The 25,818-nt window shown below is 44.5% G+C and carries 23 protein-coding genes and 1 other RNA gene; 7 read left to right on the forward strand and 17 right to left on the reverse strand.

Annotated elements, in window-relative coordinates; translation table 11 throughout:
• Positions 1-10: 10 nt before the first annotated feature.
• From G9U52_RS15450 to G9U52_RS15480, 7 genes are all read right to left on the reverse strand, one after another.
• Positions 11-748: an HD-GYP domain-containing protein gene (locus tag G9U52_RS15450; protein ID WP_166151066.1), complete on the reverse strand. Its 738-nt coding sequence runs from the start codon at positions 746-748 to the stop codon at positions 11-13.
• Between the two features lie 121 nt (positions 749-869).
• Complete coding sequence (locus G9U52_RS15455) at positions 870-2,489, reverse strand: stalk domain-containing protein (protein WP_166151068.1); 1,620 nt, start codon at positions 2,487-2,489, stop codon at positions 870-872.
• 25 nt (positions 2,490-2,514) lie between these two features.
• Positions 2,515-4,692, reverse strand: a complete 2,178-nt coding sequence (locus G9U52_RS15460; protein WP_166151070.1) for a FecR family protein — start codon at positions 4,690-4,692, stop codon at positions 2,515-2,517.
• 118 nt (positions 4,693-4,810) lie between these two features.
• The gene (locus tag G9U52_RS15465; protein WP_166151072.1) at positions 4,811-6,643 is read right to left on the reverse strand and encodes a CHASE2 domain-containing protein; all 1,833 of its coding nucleotides are present in this window, start codon (positions 6,641-6,643) and stop codon (positions 4,811-4,813) included.
• A gap of 151 nt (positions 6,644-6,794) precedes the next feature.
• Positions 6,795-7,028: a ferredoxin gene (locus G9U52_RS15470; protein WP_166151074.1), complete on the reverse strand. Its 234-nt coding sequence runs from the start codon at positions 7,026-7,028 to the stop codon at positions 6,795-6,797.
• Between the two features lie 78 nt (positions 7,029-7,106).
• Positions 7,107-7,607, reverse strand: a complete 501-nt coding sequence (gene mobB / locus G9U52_RS15475) for a molybdopterin-guanine dinucleotide biosynthesis protein B (RefSeq protein ID WP_166151076.1) — start codon at positions 7,605-7,607, stop codon at positions 7,107-7,109.
• Positions 7,608-7,609: 2 nt separating this feature from the next.
• On the reverse strand, positions 7,610-8,896 hold the full coding sequence (locus G9U52_RS15480; protein WP_166151078.1) for a DNA polymerase IV: 1,287 nt from the start codon (positions 8,894-8,896) through the stop codon (positions 7,610-7,612).
• A gap of 197 nt (positions 8,897-9,093) precedes the next feature.
• Between G9U52_RS15480 and cimA the strand changes: the two genes are divergently transcribed.
• Entirely contained in the window at positions 9,094-10,713 is a 1,620-nt protein-coding gene (cimA, locus tag G9U52_RS15485) for a citramalate synthase (protein WP_166151080.1), read from the forward strand.
• A 108-nt stretch (positions 10,714-10,821) separates the two neighbouring features.
• Here the strand turns inward: cimA and G9U52_RS15490 are convergent, their stop codons facing one another.
• Positions 10,822-11,376, reverse strand: a complete 555-nt coding sequence (locus tag G9U52_RS15490) for a TlpA family protein disulfide reductase (protein WP_166151082.1) — start codon at positions 11,374-11,376, stop codon at positions 10,822-10,824.
• Positions 11,377-11,486: 110 nt separating this feature from the next.
• Between G9U52_RS15490 and G9U52_RS15495 the strand changes: the two genes are divergently transcribed.
• Positions 11,487-12,794, forward strand: a complete 1,308-nt coding sequence (locus G9U52_RS15495) for an MFS transporter (RefSeq protein WP_166151084.1) — start codon at positions 11,487-11,489, stop codon at positions 12,792-12,794.
• 97 nt (positions 12,795-12,891) lie between these two features.
• A complete protein-coding gene (locus tag G9U52_RS15500) occupies positions 12,892-13,353 on the forward strand; it encodes a M67 family metallopeptidase (protein ID WP_166151086.1) in 462 nt (153 codons plus the stop codon).
• A 63-nt stretch (positions 13,354-13,416) separates the two neighbouring features.
• Here G9U52_RS15500 and G9U52_RS15505 read toward each other — a convergent pair whose 3' ends face one another.
• The 3 genes from G9U52_RS15505 to G9U52_RS15515 are packed head-to-tail and all read right to left on the reverse strand — an operon-like array spanning position 13,417 to position 16,672.
• Positions 13,417-14,148, reverse strand: coding sequence for an exonuclease domain-containing protein (locus G9U52_RS15505; RefSeq protein WP_166151088.1), 732 nt, complete (start codon positions 14,146-14,148; stop codon positions 13,417-13,419).
• Between the two features lie 10 nt (positions 14,149-14,158).
• A complete protein-coding gene (locus tag G9U52_RS15510; protein WP_166151090.1) occupies positions 14,159-15,235 on the reverse strand; it encodes a DUF294 nucleotidyltransferase-like domain-containing protein in 1,077 nt (358 codons plus the stop codon).
• Positions 15,236-15,283: 48 nt separating this feature from the next.
• Complete coding sequence (locus G9U52_RS15515) at positions 15,284-16,672, reverse strand: ammonium transporter (protein ID WP_166151814.1); 1,389 nt, start codon at positions 16,670-16,672, stop codon at positions 15,284-15,286.
• 395 nt (positions 16,673-17,067) lie between these two features.
• Here G9U52_RS15515 and G9U52_RS15520 point away from each other — a divergent pair, with 395 nt between their 5' ends.
• Complete coding sequence (locus tag G9U52_RS15520) at positions 17,068-17,499, forward strand: MerR family transcriptional regulator (protein ID WP_166151816.1); 432 nt, start codon at positions 17,068-17,070, stop codon at positions 17,497-17,499.
• Positions 17,500-17,522: 23 nt separating this feature from the next.
• The gene (locus G9U52_RS15525; RefSeq protein WP_166151092.1) at positions 17,523-18,203 is read left to right on the forward strand and encodes a zinc metallopeptidase; all 681 of its coding nucleotides are present in this window, start codon (positions 17,523-17,525) and stop codon (positions 18,201-18,203) included.
• A 72-nt stretch (positions 18,204-18,275) separates the two neighbouring features.
• Here G9U52_RS15525 and gltC read toward each other — a convergent pair whose 3' ends face one another.
• Positions 18,276-19,166, reverse strand: a complete 891-nt coding sequence (gltC, locus tag G9U52_RS15530; protein ID WP_166151094.1) for a glutamate biosynthesis transcriptional regulator GltC — start codon at positions 19,164-19,166, stop codon at positions 18,276-18,278.
• Positions 19,167-19,266: 100 nt separating this feature from the next.
• Here gltC and tpx point away from each other — a divergent pair, with 100 nt between their 5' ends.
• Positions 19,267-19,785, forward strand: coding sequence for a thiol peroxidase (gene tpx / locus G9U52_RS15535; protein ID WP_166151096.1), 519 nt, complete (start codon positions 19,267-19,269; stop codon positions 19,783-19,785).
• A 105-nt stretch (positions 19,786-19,890) separates the two neighbouring features.
• On the opposite strand, the gene G9U52_RS15540 is transcribed toward tpx, so the two are convergent.
• The gene (locus tag G9U52_RS15540; protein WP_166151098.1) at positions 19,891-20,274 is read right to left on the reverse strand and encodes a DUF1499 domain-containing protein; all 384 of its coding nucleotides are present in this window, start codon (positions 20,272-20,274) and stop codon (positions 19,891-19,893) included.
• Positions 20,275-20,538: 264 nt separating this feature from the next.
• Here G9U52_RS15540 and xylB point away from each other — a divergent pair, with 264 nt between their 5' ends.
• Positions 20,539-22,071: a xylulokinase gene (gene xylB, locus G9U52_RS15545; protein ID WP_166151100.1), complete on the forward strand. Its 1,533-nt coding sequence runs from the start codon at positions 20,539-20,541 to the stop codon at positions 22,069-22,071.
• Between the two features lie 142 nt (positions 22,072-22,213).
• On the opposite strand, the gene fsa is transcribed toward xylB, so the two are convergent.
• From fsa to cshA, 4 genes are all read right to left on the reverse strand, one after another.
• A complete protein-coding gene (gene fsa / locus G9U52_RS15550; RefSeq protein ID WP_166151102.1) occupies positions 22,214-22,870 on the reverse strand; it encodes a fructose-6-phosphate aldolase in 657 nt (218 codons plus the stop codon).
• 42 nt (positions 22,871-22,912) lie between these two features.
• A non-coding RNA gene (gene ssrS / locus G9U52_RS15555) (6S RNA) lies at positions 22,913-23,093 on the reverse strand.
• Between the two features lie 75 nt (positions 23,094-23,168).
• Complete coding sequence (locus G9U52_RS15560) at positions 23,169-24,041, reverse strand: YesL family protein (protein ID WP_166151104.1); 873 nt, start codon at positions 24,039-24,041, stop codon at positions 23,169-23,171.
• A gap of 124 nt (positions 24,042-24,165) precedes the next feature.
• Positions 24,166-25,812 carry a degradosome RNA helicase CshA gene (gene cshA, locus G9U52_RS15565; RefSeq protein ID WP_166151106.1) on the reverse strand — a complete coding sequence of 549 codons (1,647 nt, stop codon included), beginning with the start codon at positions 25,810-25,812 and terminating at the stop codon, positions 24,166-24,168.
• Positions 25,813-25,818 lie beyond the last annotated feature (6 nt).

Raw genomic sequence — 25,818 nt, forward strand, 5'->3', positions numbered from 1 at the left:
TGCTTGATCTCTAGCTAGGGTGTGAATCAAGCTGCTGCTCAATGGGTCCACCTTTTAAATAATTACGCTCCTGCATCACTTTATTAAATGCGGATACAACCAAGGGGTCGAAATGTGAATCCCTACAACGGAGTAGTTCCTCTACGCCTTCTTGGTAGCTGATTGCTCTTGAATAAGGGCGGTCTGTAGTCATCGCATCAAAGGCATCGGCTACCGCTACAATTCGGGCATAAAACGGTATCGCCTCTCCACGCAAGCCTTCGGGGTAACCAGAACCATCCATTTTCTCATGGTGGTACTTAGCAACCTCGGTTGCCTGTATCATTCGCTCCGTTGGCTCCATCTTAGATAATATGCGTGCACCGATCGTTGTATGTGAAATCATAATCTCGAATTCTTCCTCGTTAAGGCTTTCGGCCTTCAGCAGCACCCGGTCAGGAACCCCAATTTTCCCCACATCATGCATAAGTGCGGAACGATAGAAATGCTTGCATTCCTCTTCCGATACTCCAAGCTCCTTCGCTATCCACAAAGAATACAGTGCTACTCTTGAGGAATGTCCTGCCGTATAAGGGTCTCTAGAGTCCAAGGCAAGGACTAATGAATGAATGACACTAATAGAAAACGGATGGTCTGTTAAAGTGGGGCCATGCTTAAGTTCAAAGGCAGATTCTAGTAGCAGGGTTAGCTCTCGGTTGCGTTTCTCTAACTGTTCAACTCTGTCGTTCAACTCTTGCTTATCAGGCACAAATCCGCCTCCAACTGTATGGCTTTTTATTATTATAATCGAATATAATCGAAAAACCTACTTTGTAAAGAGAAGGATCGGATCCATCCCTCCCAAGCAAAGTAGGCCTTCTACCTTTGTATTATGGAGCTATCGTTGTTTTTGGTCTTAAAATAGCGGTTCTTGTAACATTATCCCATTGTACGTCTAAACCGATTTCTTCAGCAAAAAAGCGAACTGGAACATAAGTGCGATCCTGCTTGATGTATGGAGCTACATCGGTTTCTTTTAAAGGAGCAACTAAGCCCTCTACGATTCGTTTAACACCGGTTTTATCCACATATAATTCAATGCCTAGTCCATCTTTGGTTAATTGCAGACTGCGGTCCGCATCGTTAAACTTTACGGTATAGCCTAATGTTTCCGCAATTATACGAACAGGCACCATCGTTCTGTCATTCACGATTTCAGGCTGCGCATCAAATTGGATCCAGTTAGATTCATATGCTACCTTAATCGTATTGTCCTTGGGCAAATCCGCCGGTAGCTGATAAGGGCTTACCTTACGAACTTTGTTATTAAAAGCATCGGCTATAAGTATCGTTCCATCGGCTGCTACCGTAACATCAGCAGGGTTCTTAAATGAAGCTCCCCGATCCACACCATCAGACTCGCCGCCACGTAAATTCGTTGCTCCTGCCAAAGTGGTAACCTTGCCTTGGTTTAAGTAGCGAATCGAATGATTCAAGCTATCAGCAATAACTAGGCCGCCTTCACCAGTAACCGCAATACCTTGCGGGGCATTGAATAACGCTTTGTCAGCAGGTCCATCCAAATAATCACCAGGTATGTACAAATCGGTTTCACCATACAGGGCACCTTGGGGATCATACCTATTATTGCCCGCTACCGTTGTAACTTGGTTAAGCTGGAAATCAATATAGCGGATTCTTTGGTTGCCGCTATCACTAACAAACAAATTCCCTTTGCTGTCTAACGCAAGTCCCGTTGGCTCATTAAATTTGGACACTAGGATAGAGCTGTCCAAATAATCTCCAGCCTGCACGACCTGGCCGGGTGTTACTTCAATTAAACGCCCCGATAAAGCATTCAAGGTTGTAACTTGGCCGGTCGGGCTTATGCTGCGGATCAGATGATTCAGCGTGTCCGCTACATAAACGGTTCCATCCGATTTGACAGCTACATCAGATGGGCGATGGAAGGTAGCTTCGCTACCAGCTCCATCTGCTATCCCGATTATTCCTGTTCCGGCAAGAGTAGTCACATTGCCGTTAGTATCGATTTTGCGTATCGCATTATTGCCTGCGTCTGCAACATACACATTTCCTTTGCCGTCTAGGCCAAGACCCATTGGTTCTTGGAAGAAAGACGTATCCACTTTGCCATCATAGCGGCCCCCCAGCGGAAACCCTTTAGCATCCACGTCTACAGTGACTCCGGCAAATGCAGTAACTTGACCGTCCTTTAGCTTACGAATCACATGATTGCGGGTATCGGATACAAGGATCGACCCATCGGGCATTATAGCTGTACTCGTAGGGTTCCGGAAAGAGGCAAGGGCTGCAAGTCCATTCTGGTTATCGAAATCACCAATTCCTGCTAGAGATGTCACATTCGTTAATAGTTGATCATCGCTTCCCTTTATGCTATCGACCGATAAAGCTGCGCCCCACACAGTAGTAGTGCTCATCAACAAAGTCGAAATTAGGGCTAATGTGAAAACTTTGCTTACTTTATTCATAGGGTTCCCCTTTCTTTATGTTTCCTTACTTAGTCGTTACGCTCAAAGATTTGGGTGCATGGGCTAGGCCTGAGCCCAGTTCGTAAACAACGGCTCCGGTTTTGTCAACAATTTTAACATAGACTAGATCTACGGTTGCCGGATTTACAGATCCGCTACCAACCTGTAATGGAATTGCTACTAACAGCTTCTCTCCACTAACCGTTAGATTGTTAATGGTGCCAGTATTGGCTGCGGTTTCGAATTGGGAGGCTGCGTAGATCAGCTCGCTTTGTGTAGAGCCTGTAACCTGACGCATCGTTTCAGCTGTTGAAGCCCCATCGAAGACCGTACCATTAACGTCCGTTATTGTGGTAGGTCCTGTATAGCTAAAGTCGGAGTTCTTGTATACCAAATGCGCTTCTACCGCATAAAATTGGTTAGCAGGCAAGAAGTTTTTCAGAGACAAATTCAGGTTAGCTACACCACCTGTAACTCCGCCCTGCGCCAATACAACATCAGCCACTATAGGCTGTTCCGAATTATTGACAGTGATCGGAGGGATGGAAACCGAAGCACTGTATCTCTGGGCACGTTCTGAGCGTGCAGTTAAATTGTACACGCCATTAAGCAATGCAAGATCGAAGACTACCTCATTGTCACCCTGGCCTGTCAAAGTAGATAGCACGGTATTCCCATTTAATATTTGGATATTGGATGTAAAAGGAGCTTTAAGCTTGATCTGTACATTACCTGTAGTAACGGTAGTCGGTTGAGCAGGACTTATTAAGTTAGGAGCCACAGGTACGGAAGCATTATTGTTATTGCTGCTGTTTCCTGATCCCGAGCTGGATCCTCCACCCGACCCTCCTGTAGTCGTTCCGGTGCCCGTAGTACTTGTACCCGTTGCTGCACTGTTGGCAGTTTTACTTGCTTCAAAGCTTGCCTTCTCTGAAGGGGAAAGCTGCTTAATGAAGTCTTGCTCTGCTTTTTTGGCAGTTTCCTCTTCTACCTTCTTATTGGCGGCAGCAACCCGTTTCTTTTCCAATTCAACAGCCTCGAGGACCGATTTCAGTTTATTTTTCAGTTCATTCTCCATCTTTAACTGCTCGGCTAGCTTCATGGCTTTAAGTGTTTCTAGCTTTGCTAATTCTTCTTGTTTGATCCTTTCTTTCTCTGCATCGACTCCGGCAGTATGATCAAGAGGCTCTACCTTATTCAAATCAATTTTTTTGTCCAATGCCTCAATTCTATTGTTGGCGTCATTAAGGATTTCCTTCATTTTTTCCGGGGAAATTTTCTTTTGCTCCAAAGCTATCTTGGCAATATTCCCGATCACATTGTCCAAGTTTTTGCTGATTCTATTCAAGGTTTCGATATCGTTAATTGTCAACGCTGAATTACCTGTGTCAGCTTTATTTTTTTCTGCAATTTCAGCCCTTTTCTTATCAAGAAACACTTGATTTTCCCGATCAATCTCGGCTTTGTTCTTAATGATGATTTCTAACAAAGCTGGCGAGGCTTGCTCGACCAATTTATAAATATCAACGATTTCAACCTTTACATTTAAGTCCGATACTTCTTTACGATCTGTTAAGCTAATTTGCTGTGTAGGCAGCAATAGTGTAGTCCGTTCTTGCTGCGAATTGTTCGTATCCGGCTCATTATATGTTGTAGTTGTGGTTAATACAGCCCCAGCACCTACGGAAACAAAAGTATTACCTGTGATAGGGTCTACACCCATGAAAAACTGGGTACCACGCACAGCCATGACCGCTGTTGGTGTTTCAACTTCAAACTCATCATCAGAGCCAACTAGTGATTTTACTTTAACCCACATGGAGCCTGCCCAAGAGGAAACCTTAGATTGCTTGCCATTCTTTTCGCTTGCTAAATCCGTTATACTAACTTCGGCATTATCTCCGATACTGATTTCATCATCATGGTCGGCAATGCGAATAACAGCTGAAGATTCGGCTCCTGTAAAAATCACGTCACCTTGATTTAAAGTCATATCCCCATAAGCCGTATAGGATTTAGAGCCCCCTGACTTTTTGACAGTGACCGTCCCTTTTACATCAACGATAATGGCAGCACGTGTACTTTTTGCTTGAATAGGTTCAGATAATGCCACAGACAGCAATGAAAATACCATGCAAAAAGCTACAAATAAAGATAAAAATGATTTGCTACCGCCCATCCTCATCTTATTCCCATATCCCACAGTAAATCTCCTCTCATTCTTCCAGCATTTTACGTTATCCCGAGTTACGTATCCTCTTATTCACTCTCTATCAATTGTAAGTTGAGACACATTAAATGGCAATGCAAAGTTTGACACACTATGACGCTTTACCTGACTTCTTTTCTTCGACTGGGGCTCCTTTTACACTCACAACCTCAAATAATTTTAATGGAGCGCTCTTACCTTTCATTAGCTTCTCTCCAGCGAATTCATATTCAAAATAATCCTTCGTTAATTCATAGGTGGATTCGGAAACCCATACCTTATTGGGCCTTGCATTGGACTCGATTCTCGCTGCTGTATTCACGTTGTCACCAATAGCCGTATAATCCACCCGCAAATAGGAGCCTATGTTGCCTACAACAACATCACCGGTATTGATGCCTACCCGTATGCTTAAGGAGACCCCATATTTAGCTTCAACATCCCTCCGAATCTGCTCCATGCCTTCTTGGATTTCGAACCCTGTCTTCACTGCGTAATAAGCATGGTTAGGCACATCCAGTGGAGCATTATATAAGATCATAGCCGCATCCCCGATAAATTTATCAATCGTTCCCCGATTCTCAAGGGTACGCTCCGTAATCAGGTTAAACATCATATTCAGGAAATCGACAACCTCCTCAGGTTTAAGCTTCTCCGATAGTGGCGTAAAGCCGCTAACATCCAGGAACAGTAGCGATAATTCCCGCTTGATGCCACCCAATTGGATTTCCGAATCGCTCTTGGCAATTTCTTTAACCAGATCCGGCGATATGTAGCGTCCAAATTGCTTTGTGATGTAGTTTTTCTGTTTGGTTTCAAAATATGTTTTCATCGCGATATTGCCAATATAAGAGATGAGTCCACTTAAGACAACACCAATGGTATCCAAGTAAAGATTGCTATAGGCGAAAGTAAAGTATTGAAGAGCCAACAAACCAAGTGAAACAACGATTACTATTAAAATGCTGGTAATGGATTTCAGCCTCCATGTGAGGAAACCGAATAAGGCGATCATAAATGCCGCCATTGCCAGTGTTATAGCCCCGCTAACAGGCACGATTACCTTCTGGTTTAAAATTTGGTTTAATATATTCGCATGCGCATATACCAGATGCATATGGCGCTCCACCGGCGTGATGCCTTCATCTGAGCCCGGAGCCGTATAACCAATAAGAATGATCCGATCTTTGAACACTTGTGGTGGTATGGAGCCGCTTAATACTTTCGAGAAAGGGATCGTTTCGAAGTTGAATTCTTTGCCATCCCATTTGATTAGCATTTCTGATTTGGGGCGATTTTGTAAAAGGGGGAGGTTCAAATACTTAGTAACGTCTGCACCGGCCAATTGTGCCATTGCTAGCCCTAAAGTGGGCAATACGCCATCAGGTGTATCAATTTGCAGCCAATTGGAGCGTACCACTCCGTCGGAATCGAAGGTAGCATTCACATGTGCCTTATGGACTGATTTTTGAAACATTGGAATCGGTTGGTCCGTGTTGCGCGCCATAATCAGCTCGCCCGCCTTAACTGTGGTAGAACGATCAAAGTCGCCCTCCAGGTCAGCATGTGACGGAATAATAATATTTTTATGCTTAGCCAATTCCTCAGCTAAAATTTTGTCGCTTTCTGGCTTCGTGCTGTCTGTGTAAAGCTCGATATCAAAGGCTATTACTTTAGCGCCGGCTGTTTCTAGTTGACTGATCATTTGTGCATAAACCTTGCGGTCCCATGGATAAGGTCCCACGGATTTGATAGATTCCGTATCGATTCCAATAACGAGGATATCTTCATGTGGAGCACCGTTCATTGATTGCTTCATATTGATGTCAAATACTTGATCTGAAAGCACCTTCCATAAACCTAAAACAAGAAAAACCAAACAGATCAATACCACCAATGTATTTCCCATAACAATGACGGCAGATTTGCTGACACCCTTTTTCATTTTAGCCCCTCCAACCCAGATTCGCTCTAATATTACCATACTTTTTTGCCTATAAGCATCAAAAAACGTCAATTTTTGCATAAATAAAAAAAAGTCTTTTTCCTAGGGACTACATCCCTAAGAAAAAGACTTTTTTCAGCTAAAGAATTATTTAGTTAAACGGACTATCAGCAACTTTAATGGAATCCGTAGGACAGCCATCTTGTGCATCCTGCAAATCGTCATATAAATCATCTGGAATTTCGGTTACACCCTTATTTCCATCATTATCGAAAATAACCTCTGCCAAGCCTTCATCATCATAATCGTAAATGTCGGGTGCCGTTGCTCCACAGGCTCCACAGGCGATACAGGTATCTTTTTCAACCCAAGTGTATTTTGCCATTTTAATTTGCCTCCTAATTTGTATAATCTCATCCTTGAATATAATATAAAACGCTGGAAAGTTCAAATAAAAAGTAGATTAAGAGTTAAATCGCCCTTTTATCCAGTTGGCAAGAGCCTCCAAGTCGTCTGGATCAAAAAACGGAACCCCTTTAATACTATATTCCCTTAAGGGCTCGGGAGCTACAACAGCAATAGGCAAATGGGGTAAATTCGAGATAATCTGGGATTGCTCCTCATTACGGAATAAGGCGATTTTATCATGATTACCTTGCTTGAAGCCCTCAACCATTATTAAATCATACCCTTCAGCCTGAAGTTTAGGCAAGAGGCTGTCCAAATCTGTGGGCACTTTTTTATAGGTAACGTAGGCATTGGGCGAAACAACTACCGTTGCAGCGGCACCTGCCTCAATAAATTGTGCAGAATCACTGCCAGTCGCTTCTCTATAATGCCCATGTGCGTCATGTTTCACTACTGCACAGCTAATATGGTTTAGCGCAAAATAGTGAACCAGCCGAGAGATCAGCCTGGTCTTTCCACTATTGGAATATCCGGTAAATCCGATTACGACGGTCAACTTCAATCCTCCTCCAAAGGGCGATCCCTTAAATGGTCCATTTGCAGCGAGGTTCCCCTTGATTTGTGGTTGCGAATCATTGCGGAAGGATCGTCACTCAGCATACCTGCCGTCAAGATAGCACTTTCGCCAAATTTGTCGCGCAGTGCATCTATGGTTCGCATCAGCTTATCTTTAACCGGACGCTGCTGGTAATCGAATAAATCCATTTGAACCGCAGTTTCTTCTTTGTTCAACAGATTCTGTAAGGTAATTCCCAGAAGCCGAACTGGCTTCCCTTGTTCCCAATGCTCTTCATAGAGCTTGCAGGCCATCTTAAATATATCTTCACGCGTTTCCGTTGGCACTGGAAGCTTGGCCGCTCTTGTAATGGTTCTCATATCTGGGTCACGAATGGTGATTTGGATGGTTTGGGAAAGAAGCTGCTGCTTGCGAATACGCCGACCTACTTGATCTGCCAAATTAAGAAAAACCCGATAAATATCGTTGCGATCCGTAAAATTCGTTGGCAGGGTTGTTGTGTGTCCAATTGATTTGCTCTGCTCTCGCTCCGAGTTGACCTCCGATGAGTCCTCACCATTCGCCGATCGCTTCAGTACCGCACCCATAATGCCAAACTGCTCCGCTAGCAAAGCATCATCAGCCTTAGCGAGTTGCCCTAGCGTCTGGATATTTAATTTCTTCAGCTTATCCGCAGTTTTGTTGCCAATTCCATATAATTGGTTGCAAGGGCGCTCCCATAATAAAAGCGGAACCTCTCTCTTTCGCAAAATGGTAATCCCATTGGGCTTTTTCATATCTGAAGCCATTTTCGCCAACAGCTTATTCGGGGCAATTCCGATCGAGCAAGGCAGCAGTAGCTCATTACGTATTCGTGATTGAAGCATCTCGGCAATTTCAATAGGCGTTCCAAATTGCTTCGAGCCTGTAATATCCATAAAGCATTCATCAATGGACATAGCTTCGATCAGAGGGGAGTAATCATAGGCTATCTTCATGAAACGACGGGAAAAATCACGGTATAAATCAAAATCGGGCCGAATAAGGATCAATTCAGGGCAGCTTTTTAAAGCCTGTCCAACCAGCATCCCGGTTTTGACCCCCTTGGCGCGGGCAACGTAGGAGCAGGTCACAATGATCCCTTTACGGAGCTCCACACTTCCGGCTACAGCTGTCGCCTTCCCCTTGTAAACGCCAGGCTCTACAGCTTCGTGCACCGAGCAGTAAAAAGCATTCATGTCGATGTGCAGGATGACTCTGCCTTTAATCGGGTACGCTTCTGTGGACATTGGTCGTGCTACCCCCAGACAAGGTAATGGCTTTCAAATTGAATAATCTCTTTCATTTAAGGATACCTTCCCTAATGAAGCAGGTCAAGCAGCCACCTCTGTCTATTTTCATGAAAGTATTACCCTTATCGATGCTTGTTGTGCTATAATAGTACATTATATTTCGTGAAAGTGTTCTAGGATCAGGAGGACTATCCATGGCTACTAATGTAAAAATTTTTGATACTACTTTAAGGGACGGCACACAAGGAGAAGGCATCAGCTTATCGGTCGAGGACAAGATGAAAATTGCCCGCAAGCTTGATTCGCTTGGTGTTCATTATATTGAGGGCGGATGGCCAGGCAGCAACAATAAAGATATCGAGTTTTTCCTGCGTGTGCAGGAGCTGGAATTGGTCAATGCCAAGGTTACGGCTTTTGGAAGCACACGCCGCAAAGGCATTCTTCCCGAGGATGATGCCAACCTGAACAGAATCCTCGAGGTCGGCGTTCCTGTTGCTACGATATTTGGCAAGTCATGGGATTTCCATGTCCACCATGCCATCCAAACGACGCTTGAGGAAAACTTGGCGATGATTTATGATTCCGTCCATTATCTAAAAAGCAAAGGCCTCGAAGTTATTTATGATGCCGAGCATTTTTTTGACGGGTACAAAAACAACACCGAATATGCCTTGCAAACGATCAAAAAAGCCGAAGAGGCCGGCGCAGACTGGATTGTGCTATGCGATACGAATGGCGGCTCGCTACCGCATGAGGTTAGCGAAATTGTAGCTGCCGTCAAGCAAGCAATCTCGGCACCTATTGGCATTCATGCCCACAACGATTGCGAGGTTGGCGTCGCGAACAGCCTGGCAGCGGTCATGGCAGGCGCCACCCAGGTGCAGGGCACGATCAATGGCTTTGGCGAGCGCTGCGGCAACGCCAACCTCTGCTCGATCATCCCGAACTTGCAATTGAAGCTGAACTATTCCTGTATTACGGCATCACAGCTTGAGAGCTTAACTGGGGTCGCCCGCTATGTCAGCGAAATTGCCAACATGCATTTGCCTGTCAACCAAGCATATGTCGGAACGGCATCATTTGCTCATAAAGGAGGCATCCATGTCTCAGCTATTCTACGTAATGCCAGCACCTACGAGCATATCACTCCAGAGCAAGTAGGAAACAAGCAACGTGTTCTGGTATCTGAACTAGCGGGCCAAAGCAACCTGGTATTCAAAGCCCAGGAGCTAGGCCTTGATTTCAATAACAATAATCAGCAATCCCGACAATTGATTGAGCAGATTAAAGAAATGGAGCACCAGGGCTACCAGTTCGAAGGGGCTGACGCTTCTCTGGAATTGCTCATTCGTGATGCTTATGGCAGCTTAGAGGAAATTTTCACTCTCGAATCGTTCAAAATTATGGTTATGAAAACCGTCAACCAGCCTGTGGTGACTGAAGCCATCGTGAAGATGAAAATTAATGGAGAATCGGTCTATAACGCTGCAGAAGGCAACGGTCCGGTCAATGCCTTAGATAACGCCCTGCGCAAATGCTTGCTGCAGCACTACCCCGCCCTGAAAAATATCCATCTAACTGATTATAAGGTTCGGGTACTGGATGAAAAAGACAATACAGCCGGCAAAGTGCGCGTACTGATCGAGTCCACCAACTTCGACAACACATGGAACACAATTGGCGTATCGGCTAATATTATTGAAGCCAGCTGGCAGGCGCTTACCGATAGCATCCGCTACGCGCTTATTGGCCAAGCCAAGGCAGATGTACACACCGAAGAGCAAAAGGAACGCCACGGCCTCGTTAACCACTAGGCGAATGCCTTTAGAGAATGAAGCAGCTCCACAGCTGCCAAGATGTTGCAAGGACCTCGATTTCCCATACTGTGGAGATCGAGGTTATTTGCCGTTTATTGGGTTTCACTAGCCCTTAACCAGCTGCTGGATCCTCCGCTCCAGCTCCTCAGCAGGAAGCACATGAATAACATCAACCAAGATACCCTGCTTGTTAACCAAAAAGCTGGTCGGCACAAATAATAGCCGGTACTTGTTAGCAACACTTCCTTGCTGATCCAGCAGCACAGGAAAGCTAAGCCCGTATCGCTTCACAAATTTGCTAACTTCCTCTAGCTGGTCGCCTTTGGTAACATTTACGGCATAAATGTCCAGCTCATTTTTATATTTACTATACATCCGCTCCAAGTCAGGTGCCTCATCATGGCAGGGACCGCACCAAGAAGCCCAGAAATTGATTATAAGCGCTTTACTCCTTGCCCCACCCACATGATAAGCTTTGCCATCCAAACCGCTTAGATCAATAGCTGGAGCAGGTTGATTGCGAGCAGCAGGCATTGGAGCTGCCTCGCTTGCTGCCCTCACCTTAGACAAGCCAATCCACCCACCCTCTATATACACCAACAAGAATAAACCTGCTAACAACGCAACTAAACTTCCTCTCCATACTGAGCGCTTCATCATTGTGCTCCTTCCACCCTCTTTTCGATTATTATAACCAGAACTGACAAAAGAATGACGTGATTGACATTAGGGTATCCTATGGTTATCAAAGCTCAAGGAGATACCCGCTTATGGAAAAAACAAAAAAGAAACTCCCTATTATTTTCGAAAGCAGCATTACAGCGGAACCAAAAACCTCCCCAGCTGAGCACCCAAATAGTTCTGGGAACAGTAAAGAGACCAAGGGCCACTCCCTTGAATTTATGGCGATTGCCTCGGTTCCTTTAGTCCTTGTGTTGGGCAATTCCATGCTGGTTCCCATCCTGCCCGACCTACAGGAAAAGCTTGGAGTCAGCCAATTCCAAAGCAGCTTGGTCATCTCCTTGTTTTCGGTAACGGCTGGACTGGTCATTCCGATTTCGGGATATTTATCAGACCGCTTTTCACGAAAAGCCGTAATCATCCCTTCTTTAATTATTTATGGGTCTGCAGGGATAATAGCAGGGTTAGGTGCCATGTGGAATTCGTATCCGATTCTTATTGCGTCGAGAGCCGTCCAAGGTCTAGGCGCCGCAGGGACAGCCCCTATTGCTATGGCGCTTGCCGGAGATATGTTTAAAGGTGGCATGGAAAGTAAAGCGCTCGGACTAACGGAAGCTTCCAATGGCTTTGGCAAGGTCATAAGCCCGATACTTGGCTCTTTGCTGGCGCTAATTGTATGGTATGGAGCCTTTTTTGCTTTTCCGTTTTTTTGTCTGTTATCGTTGCTTGCGGTTATTTTCTTATTAAAAGAACCCGCTAAAGCAGAGGAGCCCTTGAAGCTTAAGCCTTATTTGAAAAGCATCGCCGCTATTTTGAAGGAAAAGGGACGCTGGCTGATTACATCATTTTTCGCTGGATCTATGGCTTTGTTTGTGTTATTTGGTGTTTTATTTTATTTATCGAATATTTTGGAGGAGGCTCCTTATACAATCGATGGCGTCAAAAAGGGGTTTGTGCTAGCTATCCCGCTGCTTGGCCTGGTCATCGCCTCTTACACGACAGGGGCTACCATAAAAAAGAATGGGGTCGCCATGCGATGGCTAATGAATATAGGGCTTGGAATAATGATGATCGCTTTAGGGTCCTGTATGTTTATACTGGAGAAAAACCTGTATGTATTTATCGGGCTTCTAACGTTAAGCAGCATCGGCACAGGCTTGCTGCTTCCCTGCTTAAACACGATGATCACGGGCTCTGTCGAAAAACAGCAAAGAGGTATGATCACCTCTATTTATAACAGCTTACGCTTTCTTGGTGTTGCCTTTGGACCTCCCTTGTTTAGCTGGATGATGGAAATCTCCCATCAACTGGTGTTTATCACGGTAACCTCCATGACATTTGTCGCTTTAGGGCTTGTCTTTTTTCTAGTAAAGCCGAAGGGGGAATTGAACGGATAGGGGAACCGGCTTTCCCCGATTCAGCTTTTGCAGTTATACTGGATATATGTTATATTCGCCAGCCAAGCTGAAGATTTTACAAAGGATGCCTGCCCTTATGCAAATACCAACGATACAATTGAAACGCTCTATTAAAGACCGCATTCTCGATGAATGCATACAGAAAAAACCGAATGAAGCCTGCGGCTTTGTGTGGGGCACAGCAAATTTTTCTTGGATCCATGTCGAGGCGTTTGACTCCGTCCCTAACTGTGCCTCCAACCCTTCCATCCAATTCTCTATGGATCCTGTATCTCTGATTCCTATCTTAACAAGCAAAATCGGCAGTGGGCTGGAAGTCGTAGGCATTGTGCATTCCCACCCAACCGCTGCCGCAATTCCCTCCCACGAGGATCTGTTAACGTCTTGGCATCAGCTTCCCAGCCATTGGATTGTATCCTTACAGCAGCCGACGCCTTATATAGCCGCTTATCAATATGTCCGTTTAGAGGGGGTTGATCAGGACTTCTCTCACAGCATGCACTACCGTCCTATACCCATCACCATTATCCAAGGTTAATTAACGGTCTGCCTAACAAAAAAACATCCTCAACCAGGGTTTTCCTACCCTGTCCAAAGATGTTTAATAGCTTAACTTCGCGTACAAATCGCCTAACGACTCAATATTTTTCGATTTAAATTCTACCATAAAAGTGCTCCAAAGCTTTGCGGTCATTAAAGCATCCTCTAAAGCATGGTGGCGGGTCGAAACCTCAATCCCATATTCTTGCAGCAAGGTATCTAAATCATAATGGCCCAGCTTGGGGTTTAACCATTTGGCAACCATCATTGTATCAATCATGCGATGGGATAAATTCACCTTTGATGTTTTCCATAAAGCTGAATTGAGAAAATGCTTATCATGGCCGGTCCCATGAGCAACAAGCACCTTTTTCTGGACAAATTCCAGAAATGCCCGAAGTCCTTGATATAAATCTGGTGCATTGTCAGCCATTTCGTTCGTTATTCCTGTTAGCTCCACCACTTGCTCTGGAATATTCCGTTTGGGATTCACCAAGCTATAGAAGCTTTGATCCTCCATAATACTATCACCATTTACCGCAACAGCCCCGACGGATATAATCTCATCTCCATGATAAGGGGAGAATCCGGTCGTTTCTAAGTCAAATACCACAAGCTCCACCGTTTCAAGAGGAATATCATAAAGCGAATTTTTGCGTTGTTCCTTCATTATCGAACGCATAAAAGCCATTTGTTGGGCGCTTTGCACATCGAACATTGAGGTTAGTGCCGGTGTAATGCCACCCATTTTGTACAAATTCCACATTCTTCCTGCAGGCCTCATGTCTTTCATAGCTGATCACCTAACCTTTTTCGATTTCCTTCGAGACCATTTTTTTCACATATTTTTGAAGGTCATTACCAATTCTAAGGCATAGCTTTAATTCATTGGTTCTTTCTTTCGTAAGGCCTTCTGCTGCCAGCTTGCCTCTTGATGTAAATTGGTCATCCTCCATTTGAAATGGGGTTAACGAACGGAGCTTCAAAGCAATAGCTAAGGCTTCTAACCAATCTTGGGCAATTTCTTCCTCAACAAAACCAGTATCCATCAATTGGATAATTCTTGCTTCCGTAGAGGTTTGCTTGATCCCTGCTTCAATTGCGAGCAAACGAATTCCATTCACTATAGGAATGTAAGCCCCATACTTAATATCAACACCACCAGCATCCTCTCCATAACGCTCCTTGATCAGTTGCCCGAACAAACCAAGTGAAACCTTATGGTGCAGCGTGTTATGAAGCATATGCTCAAGCATAATGGGATGTTTCGCCACATAATCCATTAATTCATCCATTAAACGGTTTACCAGGCTTGCTTCGCCATAAGCCAAGCGCATATCCCCTAATATGAGCAAGTAACGCACATGCTCCCAATTGGGGTCCTTCAGCCATTCATAGAGCATAGTGCGATAACCGCTCCATGTATTCCGCCATTTATCATTGGTGCTGGTCACCTCGCCTGTGCATGGTGGATAGCCAAGCTGCATCAACATGCCGCTTATCCGTTCTGCCAACACTCGGAAGTAACCCTCCGCATTTTTAGAAACCAGTTCATCTGACGAGTCGTCATAAATCAAGCCGTTGTCTTGGTCACTCCACAAGGTCTGTTCACTGCGTCCTCCGCTTCCAAACATCACAAAAGCGTAAGCAACCGGCGGTTCACCAAGCTGTAAGCTCACATCAGCTTGTGCTAGAGCAATTGCCTTGCTAATCAGACTATCATGAACCAGGTTTAATTCTCGGTTCCAATCAAGTGAATGGGAAAGAAGGAGACGCTGCTCGAACTCCTCATGCAGTTGATTCCTTAATTGACGAAGCTGCAGGACACCTTCAGCTTGATCAATTTGTTGTCGAATCATTTCCAATGAGAGATGTTCCATATGCGTCTCCTTCAAAACCATAAATTATTTAATTAAGTAGATTACCATTTAAGCTGAAGTGCTTCCAGCTTGAACCGCTTTTTTCATTTGCTCAGGGTAGCCATAGCTGCCATGCTCGGAAAGATCCAGACCGATAATTTCTTCTTCTTCCGTAACACGTAATCCGATTGTTGCTTTCAGAATACCCAGAATAACAAAGGAAAGTACAAGTACAAATGCGAAAGCTCCGAATACGCCTAATGCTTGAACACCTAATTGATGGAAGCCACCACCATAGAACAATCCAGGTCCACCAACATTTACTGCTGCTGCTAATTCTGGTGTTGCGAACAAACCCGTGGACAATGTTCCCCAAATCCCTGCGATACCGTGCACAGAGAATGCATAGATTGGATCATCAACGCCCATTTTCTCAAACCATTGCGAAGTGAAGAATGTGATAATACCGGAAATCGCTCCGATAATGATAGCATCACGAGGTGTTACGAATGCGCAAGCTGCTGTGATTGCAACAAGTGCTGCAAGTACACCATTCAACATGCTAGGAATGTCCGCTTTACCAAAGTACATCCATGATACCACTAGGGCCGCTACTGCACCAGCCGCTGCTGCTAAATTTGTTGTTAGAGCAACATAACCGAAGAATCCATCACCAGTTGCACTCAGTGTGGAACCAGCGTTAAAGCCGAACCAACCAATCCAGAGAATGATAACACCTAGAACCGATAATACTTGGTTATGACCGGGAATAAGATTGGGTGTTTTATCTTTATTATATTTGCCAATCCGTGGTTTAAGTAAAATCGTTGCAACCAATGCTGCTGTAGCCCCTTGTAAATGAACAACTGTGGAACCTGCAAAATCTTGCATGCCCATCGCTCCAAGCCATCCGCCGCCCCATACCCAGTGAGCAACTACTGGATAAATCAATACAGTGAACAGGATACCGAAGATGAAGTAAACTGGAAGTTTACCACGTTCTGCAAAGCCGCCCCAAGCAATAGCAAGCGAAACTCCTGCAAAAGCTAATTGGAACAAGAACAAGATACTGATAGGAATAGGTGATTCTGCAAACACACTAATTGAAGCTGCTGTTTGTTCGGCTGACCCATCAATGAAGAAGCCGCCTGTACCTACAAACGCGTTACCATCTCCAAAAGCTAAACCAAACCCAACTGCCCAGAAAGCAATGGCGCAAATGCCAAAGGTCAAAATCGTTTTACCAGCAACATGACCGGCATTCTTCATACGAGTCGAGCCCGCTTCCAGCAATGCAAATCCTGCTTGCATGAAAATAACTAGAATCGCACCTAACATGACCCATACAGAATCGATAGCGGCAGCTAGTTGCGCAGGCGTTTTATCATCTGCGGCAAAAGCTAGGGTTGGTACGAGTAATGACATGACGCCTGTGGAAAACAGCAACTTCTTGAACATTGGTCGACACTTCCTTTTTAATGTTAGTTTATATAACATGTAATCAATTCTTAATGTCATTATATACAGCATTCTTGGATTTGACAATAGCTTTTTCAGGAAAGTTTACTAAAAAGCGAAAAATAACCTCACATCAATTGTTCATAATTCGGTTTTTGCTCTTGAAGTAAAGGTTTTTCACCACAAAATGTCGCTGAAAACCTCACGAAGAACCTTTAAATCATTAGATATTCTTACATATCCCCTGATTATGATGTTAGGTTTACGCACGAATTAGTATAATTAGCTTTCGGAAAGCATAACGTTTGACTGTATGGTTTCTTATCAGGTATCATGATTAAAGCGGACATTGGATGAAGCTGATTGTAATAGAATTAGGGGTGATATGCTTGGGGATGAAACTATATCGTATTGGTGAATTGGCACGCTTATCTGAGATCAGCCCCAGAACGATTGACTACTATACAAAGATGGGTTTAGTGGAACCTGAAGCACGCTCTGATACCAATTATCGTTTGTATAGTGATGAAACTTTAAAGCGGCTTAAACGTATTAATATGATGAAAAAGGACAAATATACCCTAGAAGAAATCAAGGCAAGCTTGCTGCTCTGGACTAAAGTAAGCCATGATGAAATCGTGACAGATAAGCTCTCTTCTATTCAGCTGCACTTACAGCAGCTACAGAAGGAAGTTCAGGAAATCAGCCCTATCATTGATAGGATGAAGCCATCACAAATGAAAAAATTGAATAAAGTGCTTACTCCTCATACTGTGGCCTGTTTGGAAGCCTTGCTCTTGCTACTAGGCAAAAGTCCCCTATCCTAAATAGATATTGGAGGTCGGATGGTATGTTTTTTCACCCTATGGATTTTTTGATCATCATTGCTTTCTTACTTTCCTTATGGGCGCAATTCCGGGTTAAAGGAACATTCAATAAATGGTCGCAGGTTTCAGCCAGCTCAGGTCTTACAGGGGCAGAGGCTGCCCGTCGCATGCTGGACAGCAGCGGACTCTATGATGTGCCGGTTGAGCCCGTCGCAGGAAGCCTTACCGACCATTATGACCCTACACATCGTGCTGTCAGGCTATCTGAGCCCGTCTATTACGAAAGGTCGATATCAGCCATATCCGTAGCCTGCCATGAAGTGGGCCATGCGATACAGCATAAGAAGAGCTACCCGATGCTTTCCATACGGCACTTCATGTTCCCTGTGGTTAATTTCGCCTCTGGCGTAGCGCCCTTCCTTATTATGGCAGGATTAATATTCCAGCAATTCAATTCCCTACTGCTTATTGGTATTCTCTTCTTCACAGCGGCGGTAGCCTTTCAAATTATTACGCTGCCCGTTGAGTTTAATGCCAGCAATCGCGCCAAAGACATAATGGTTTCACAAGGATTTATTACTAATGAAGAGAAACGCGGCGTCTCTAAGGTACTGAATGCTGCTGCCCTTACCTACGTAGCCGCAGCACTAATCTCCATGCTACAGCTCCTCAAATATGTAATGATCTTTAACAACCGCAGATAATCATTGAAAAACGCCTCAGCCCATTAATGGGCTGAGGCGTTTTTGGCTTACAGCTATTTAGTTCACTTGAAATTATTTGACCTGAAAATGATCCAATAAAAAATGCCGAAAAATTTCAGCCACTTGCGGCAGCTTTTCGCCGGTTCTTTGGATCAAGCCCACACTACGTGTCACAACGGGATCAATGACTCTAACCTTGGCCGGCTGGAGCTGGCTAATTTCAGTTAATGCCATCTCAGGAAGTAGGCTGACCCCCACCCCTGCTGCAACCAAGCCCCGAATGGTATCCGTCTCTTCCCCTTCAAAGCCTATACGCGGTACAAACCCCGCCTTTGCACAGGCTTCTAACACAATGTTACGCAACGAATATTCATCGCTGAACATCACGAAGGCTTCATCTTTAAGCTGCTCCAGCCGTATTGTATCTTGATCGGCCAAAGCATGCACTTGCGGTAAGATCGCAAACAATTCCTCTTGCAGCAGCAGTTTCCCACTTACATTAAGATGCTTTTCAGGAAAAGGCGAAATAAAGGATAGATCAATATCCCCCTTTATCACATCACGGATCAGACTGTTGTAAGTACCTTGCCGCAATCTGAATTTGACATTAGGGTGCGTTTGCCGAAAATTGGCCACTACAGTTGGCAACAAATAAATGCCCAGGCTATGCGGGAAACCAATCCTGATTTCTCCTGCTTCGGGATCCATAAACTCATGCACTTCATTTACCGCACGCTCCAAATCAGCTAAAACAACCTCGATTCGTTCCAAAAATAATTTCCCAACGGAGGTAAGCTGGAGATTACGGCCTTTACGCACAAACAAAGGAACCCCAAGCTCATCCTCAAGCTGATGGATTTGCCGGCTAATCGCCGATTGGGCGACGTGAAGCTCTTCCGCGGCATTAGTCACATGTTGTTTTCTCGCCACTTTCACAAAATAATGCAGTTGCCTTAATTCCACAGGTCGTCTTCCTTCCATTGGACAAGATCCTTTTAAAAAGTTTATAATAAAAAATGGTGAAATACCAATCATTCTCATAGAAACAAGGAGGCCAATGAACATGGCACAAGAGCGTACCGGTGTAGCTACCCTGAAAGGCAACCCCATTACTTTGGTAGGAACTGAAGTCAAAGTAGGCGACAAGGCTCCAGATTTCACAGTAAATAAAAACTTGATGGAGCTAGCAACTTTGGCTGATTATGCAGGAAAAGTAAAGCTAATCAGTGTAGTACCTTCCCTTGATACAGGTGTTTGCGACGCCCAAACTCGCCGTTTTAATGAAGAAGCTGCCAAATTGGGCGATGAAGTAATTGTGCTTACGATCAGCGTTGACCTTCCTTTTGCCCAATCCCGCTGGTGTGGCGCTGCCGGCATCGATAAGGTGATCACTTTATCCGATTATAAAAACCATTCCTTTGGACTTGCTTATGGTGTATTGATTAAAGAGATCCATTTGTTAATGAGATCCACATTTGTTATCGATAAAGACGACAACGTGCAATATGTTGAATATTTGAGCGAAATGACGGAGCATCCTAATTACGAAAATGCGATTGAGGCTGTTAAAAAGCTAGTATAATGAAAAAAACAGCGGGGAAGCCAAGCTTCCCCGCTGTTTTTATGCCCATATCCATCCTCCGCAAAAGCCGTTCGGAAAAGATCGCACCCCTGTTATCCCGGTATTCTACTCTTTATAAGCAGCAAGGCGTTTGTCCAGCTGCTTGTATATGTCCAAGATAGTGCGATAATTAGAACCAAGGTCACCTAATGAGCCTCGGGAGGCCGAATAAATATCAATTGCTGTTTTAAGTGGGTTTATCCCGAATAAAGTTAAGGTAATATCTTGCGTCCGGCCAGTTACCGTCTTTTTCTCTACTACAATTTCTCCAACATTCCTAACCTCGTGCAGTAACTTGTAACCATTCATTTTCTTGAACATATTGGTTACTTCATCCCACACTTGATCCTTAGAAAGCTTGTAGTAACGGGTTTTTAAAGCCGGGTCTTTTGCTTTCTCTCCTGTTCCATCGTGACTGCGAACTAGGCCGATTAAGGTTCGCTTTAACAAAGCTTTCCCCCCTCATAGAAGTACTAGATATAATCATAAACACTATCTTTAATCATACCATTATTTGTCCTGATGAGAAAGCGTTATTTCACATTTTAGACAAACTATGTGTGTCGCATTAAAATTCTTTACAATTTCATGACAGAACTCAGGATATAAAAAAGTTCAAGCAGGATTTTATTCATTTAATGCGAATAGTAAAGGAGAAGCATTTGTTTATTTGATAAACAAAGTTTTCCTATTCTTTTTTCGAGGTGAATACAATTGGCTTATTTTTTGGGAATCGATTTGGGAACGTCTGCCGTAAAGTGTATTTTGGTAAATGATCAAGGTGAAGTTAAAGCAAGCCATAGCGAAGAATACCCCTTTTTACAACCTCAACCCGGATGGGCAGAGCAGCATCCAGAGGATTGGTGGACAGGCACTGCTTCATGTATCACCGCATTGCTAAAGAAAGCTGCTGTTGAAGGCGAAGAAGTCGCTGGAATTGGTTTGTCCGGGCAAATGCATGGTTCCGTATTCCTTAATGCTGATTTACAGGTGGTTCGGCCCGCCCTTTTATGGTGCGACCAACGTACTGCAGCAGAATGCGAATGGATCGAGCAAACGGTAGGTATCGAGGAATTAGGCCGGTTGACTGGCAATAAAGCCTTGACCGGGTTTACGGCTCCGAAAATCATATGGCTGCGCAATCATGAGCCTGAGCATTATGCCCAGACCGCCCATTTGATGCTGCCTAAAGACTACGTACGTTTACAGCTTACCGGAGCCTTTGGCATGGATGTGGCGGATGCCAGCGGCACTCTGCTGTTGGATGTAGCCCATCGCGAATGGTCGCAGACCGTTGTCCAGCGTCTTGGCATTCCGATGGAATGGCTACCGCCTCTATTCGAGAGCAATGAGATCGCAGGCTACCTGCTGCCAGCGATTGCCGAGCTCACAGGTCTTAAGGCGGGGACTCCGGTCGTTGCAGGTGGCGGCGACCAGGCTTGTGGAGCGGTAGGTGTAGGTGTCGTTAAACAAGGCATCGCCTCGGTTGCCCTAGGCACCTCAGGCGTCGTATTTGTCCATGATGATACGTATCAAATGGATCCAGAATGTAGGCTCCACTCCTTTTGCCATGGCGTTCCTGGCAAATGGCACCGCATGGGAGTTATGCTAGCTGCTGGTGGTTCCTTTCAATGGTGGAAAAACCACTTTGCCTTTGAAGAACAGCAAATCGCCGATGCTGAAGGACGCGATGTCTATGAGTATTTGACCGCTCTCGCTGAAACCGCACCTCTAGGCAGCGAAGGTCTTCTGTTCCTTCCCTATTTGACAGGTGAGCGAACGCCACACCCAGATCCCAAAGCACGTGGTGGGTTTATCGGCTTAAATATGCGCCATACCAAAGCCCATATGACTAGATCCGTTCTGGAAGGCATCACCTTTGGTTTGAGAGACTCCTTAGAGCTTATTAAAGCCTCCGGGATTCAAATTACAGAGTTGCGTGTTAGCGGTGGCGGTGCAAGAAGCTTATTTTGGCGGCAGTTGATTGCCGATATATGCGGTTATCCGGTCGTTACAGTTAATTCAACGGATGGCCCCGCCTATGGGGCAGCGGTTATGGCCGCCTCTGGCGTGCTCAAAGAAGACATCAGCGAATTATGTGAACGCTGGATTGAAGTCGTCGAACGCGTCGAGCCCAACCATGAACATCAAGCACCCTATGATGAGTATTATGAGATTTACCGAACCCTCTATCCAACGCTGAAATCAGCCATGCATCAATTAAATGATTTGGCCGTGTTGCAGTAAGTTTTTCATAACATGCCTATGGCATACAATAGCAATTTCACGCCAACACAAAAAGGGAGATGCCGTTATTTACGGCTCTCCCTTTTACTATCTATACACTATGATAAACCTCATTGAATGCAAAACGATTGTACTTCAGGCATTAGAATTGGTTTTGCTTAGCGCCTTCCCAATCTGCCAAGAAGCGTTCAATGCCCGCATCTGTTAAAGGGTGCTTGGTCATAGCTTGGATAACCTTGTAAGGAACCGTAGCAATATGAGATCCATACAATGCTGCATCAATAAAATGTGAAGAATGACGAACACTAGCCGCAATAATTTCCGAGGAAATATTATGGACTTTGAATATAGTGCTAATTTCTTTAATTAAATTAATCCCCACTTGATTAATGTCGTCTAAACGACCAATAAAAGGAGATACATATGTAGCCCCTGCACGTGCCGCAAGAAGTGCTTGCGGGGAACTGAATATAAGTGTGACATTCGTTTTAATGCCTTCTGCTGTAAAAATTTTCGTTGCTTTCAGGCCTTCTTCAGTCATTGGCAATTTAACAACAATGCTGTCTCCCAAAGCTGCAAGCTTGCGACCTTGTTCAACCATTTCTTTGGATTCCAAGCTTATAACCTCTGCGCTGATCGGCAAGTTACCAACGATTGAAACGATTTCTTTAACCGTTTCAAAAAAGTCTCTGCCTTCCTTTGCAATAAGTGACGGATTGGTTGTAACTCCTGCAATAACTCCAAGGTCAAATGCCTTGCGGATTTCCTCGGTGTTGGCCGTATCAATGAACAATTTCAAGCTGGTCACCCTTCCTTGTTTATCTAGCTAGGATTTAGACGCAAAAAACCCGCGTATGCCGTCCGATTTAGCGCTTCAAACCCGCTCTCGCAGGTGGGTGTCCGCAAAATCATCTTTGAAGTCCCTTTTCGGGGGCATGTCAGCCATGATTTAATGTAGGTCTCCCAAGAAACAGTCATTGGTTCAAAACAACTTAAAACCGTAACGAACACCGCAGGATTTTTTGGTACCTTTATTATATGATTTTCGGCATTGAATGTAAACCTTGAAACAAACTAGCCTCCAGTATTAAGTTAAGCTAAGGCTTATTGCTATTAGCGTCCTCATCTTCACCTTTTTTATGAAGATCAATCCCTGACAAGGTGTTGCCACTACCGCTACCCTGCCCATTGTTTCCCAAAACATTCGGATCTGAATTCGTGAGCGCCCCTGCTTTAGCCGCCTCTTCGGCCGCTTCTGCTTCTTTCTCTGCTAATGCCTGCTGCTTCGTCTGCAGCTTACCAAAGATCAGATTGAAATGCCAAAACGAGACCACGGAAATTAAGCTTCCCATAAAAAAAGGAATCAGAAACGTAAAGGTAGTAAAGCTGATATAAATAATAAATCCATTACAAATAATCATCGACAAGGAACGAATTGGATGACCGATCGAGATTAAAATCGCATTTTTCAATATTTGAAAAAACTTCATATGCAAATGCGTTACAATCGAGAAGAAATGGAAAAAAGAAACGCCGATCAACGCTGTAAGCGTCAACACTAAAAACTTCAATACCCCAAAGGTACCCGCTTGATTGCCGTAAAATTTAAAATTCGTATACAACACTACTGCAATCAATGCATACAAAATGCCACCCAGCATGCTTTGCAGGAAATTATCCTTATAGCCTCGAAAAAAAGTTTTTAACAAAGGTGCATCCTCTTCACCCGTCAGCCACTTACGGGCTACTGCAAACATTGCAGAGGTTGAAGGAAACAATGTAAATGGTGATACGATGGCGATCAAGATCAATGTGGATATCAACTGGTCGACAGACTCTGTTTGCAGCAAGAGCAGACCCAGCAAGAAAAACGGGAGCGCACAGATGACCCAAAGTACATTAATAACGGACAATCGCATAATCCATTCCGATATCCGGTAAAACCCTCCCATAATGCCTCTAAATTCCAAAACAATACCCTCCTCATTAAATTTGCATGAAAGCTTAACCTGTACCTTGTATTATATCCTATTTCGACCGTTGTAGGTAGCAAAACAAAAGGTGAAGCTCGAAACCAAGCTTCACCTTCGGGTATTAGTTTTTCACAAGATCTTCATTGGGACGGGAAGATGTCGTACGGTTGAAGCCACGGTCACGACCATAGTCACGACCTTCATTACGGCTGCTGCTGCTACCACGGTTATCGCGGCCTTCACGGGATGTGTAGTCGCGGCTTCCACTGCTGCTACCGCCGCCACTGCCTGAGCGAGGGGCTCTGGAGCCGCCGCTGCTGGAACCAGATGAACGGTCATATGGTCTGCTGCTGCCTCCGCCGCTTCCGCCACGAGCGCCTGCTGCTGTTCCGTAGCTGCCTGATGGCTTGCGTCCGGAGCTGCGAACATCTTGTCTTCTTTTCTTTGCACGTAATGGATCTTCCGGTGTCAATTCAATAACAACTTCCTTCTTATCGCCTGTTAACAGCTTTAATGCTGCTGCTAATAGATGAACCGAATCATGTTGCTCTAGCAATTGAATAGCCAAGCCTTTGTATTCATTATGGTCGTCTTTGTTCAATAGATCCAAGATGCGTTCAGCTGTCATTTTTTGTTTGCCTTCGATAGCTTCAGCGATACTAGGCATTGGCTTCTTGGCAATTTTTTGACGTGTTAGCTTCTCGATAAAGTTCAAGTGGTCAATTTCTCTTGGTGTTACAAATGTGAAGGCTGCACCTTCTTTACCTGCACGGCCTGTACGTCCAATACGGTGGACATAGCTTTCAGGATCCTGCGGTAAATCGAAATTGATAACGTGTGTTACACCAGAAACGTCCAAGCCGCGTGCCGCTACATCAGTTGCTACAAGAACATCGATGCTGCCGTCGCGGAATTTACGCATAACGTTATCACGTTGGTTCTGTGACAAGTCACCATGTAAACCTTCTGCTGTATAACCGCGTTTTTGTAAGCCTTCTGCCAATTCATCTACCCGGCGCTTCGTACGTCCGAAGATGATTGCCAAATCTGGAGCTTCCATATCAATCAAACGGCATAAGGTATCAAATTTTTGTCTTTCTTGCAATTCGATATAGGATTGCTCGATTAGCGGTGCACTCATTTGTTTAGGAATAACCGACACATGCTCAGGGTTACGCAAAAATTGTTGAGCAAGACGTTGGATGTTCATAGGCATTGTGGCCGAGAATAACATCGTATGACGCTCTGCTGGCACTAACTTCAAGATGGATTGAATATCCTCCATGAAACCCATATCCAACATTTCATCTGCTTCATCCAGGATAACGGTTTGTACATCATCCAGCTTGATAGTTTTTCTATTAATATGATCAAGTAAGCGTCCAGGCGTACCGATAATGATTTGCGGTTTTTTCTTTAGAGCGCGAATTTGTTTAACAATATCTTGACCGCCATAGATTGGCAAAGAGCGAATGCCCTTAAATCTGCCAAGCTTTTCGATTTCTTCTGCTACTTGGATTGCAAGTTCGCGAGTCGGGCACATAATCAAAGCGACGATTCTTTCTTCTTTAACGTCGATTTTGTTAACTAACGGAATGCCGAATGCTGCCGTTTTCCCAGTACCCGTTTGTGCTTGGCCAATTAAATCGCGATTCTCCATGGCAATAGGCATTGCTTTTTCTTGGATCGGTGTCGACTCCTCAAAGCCCATTTCTGTAATGGCACGCAAAACTGATGGCTCCAAGCCGAATTCGTTAAAATTTTTCAAATGATT

The sequence above is a fragment of the Paenibacillus agricola genome (assembly GCF_011440305.1).
In the GTDB taxonomy this organism is placed as follows: domain Bacteria; phylum Bacillota; class Bacilli; order Paenibacillales; family NBRC-103111; genus Paenibacillus_S; species Paenibacillus_S agricola.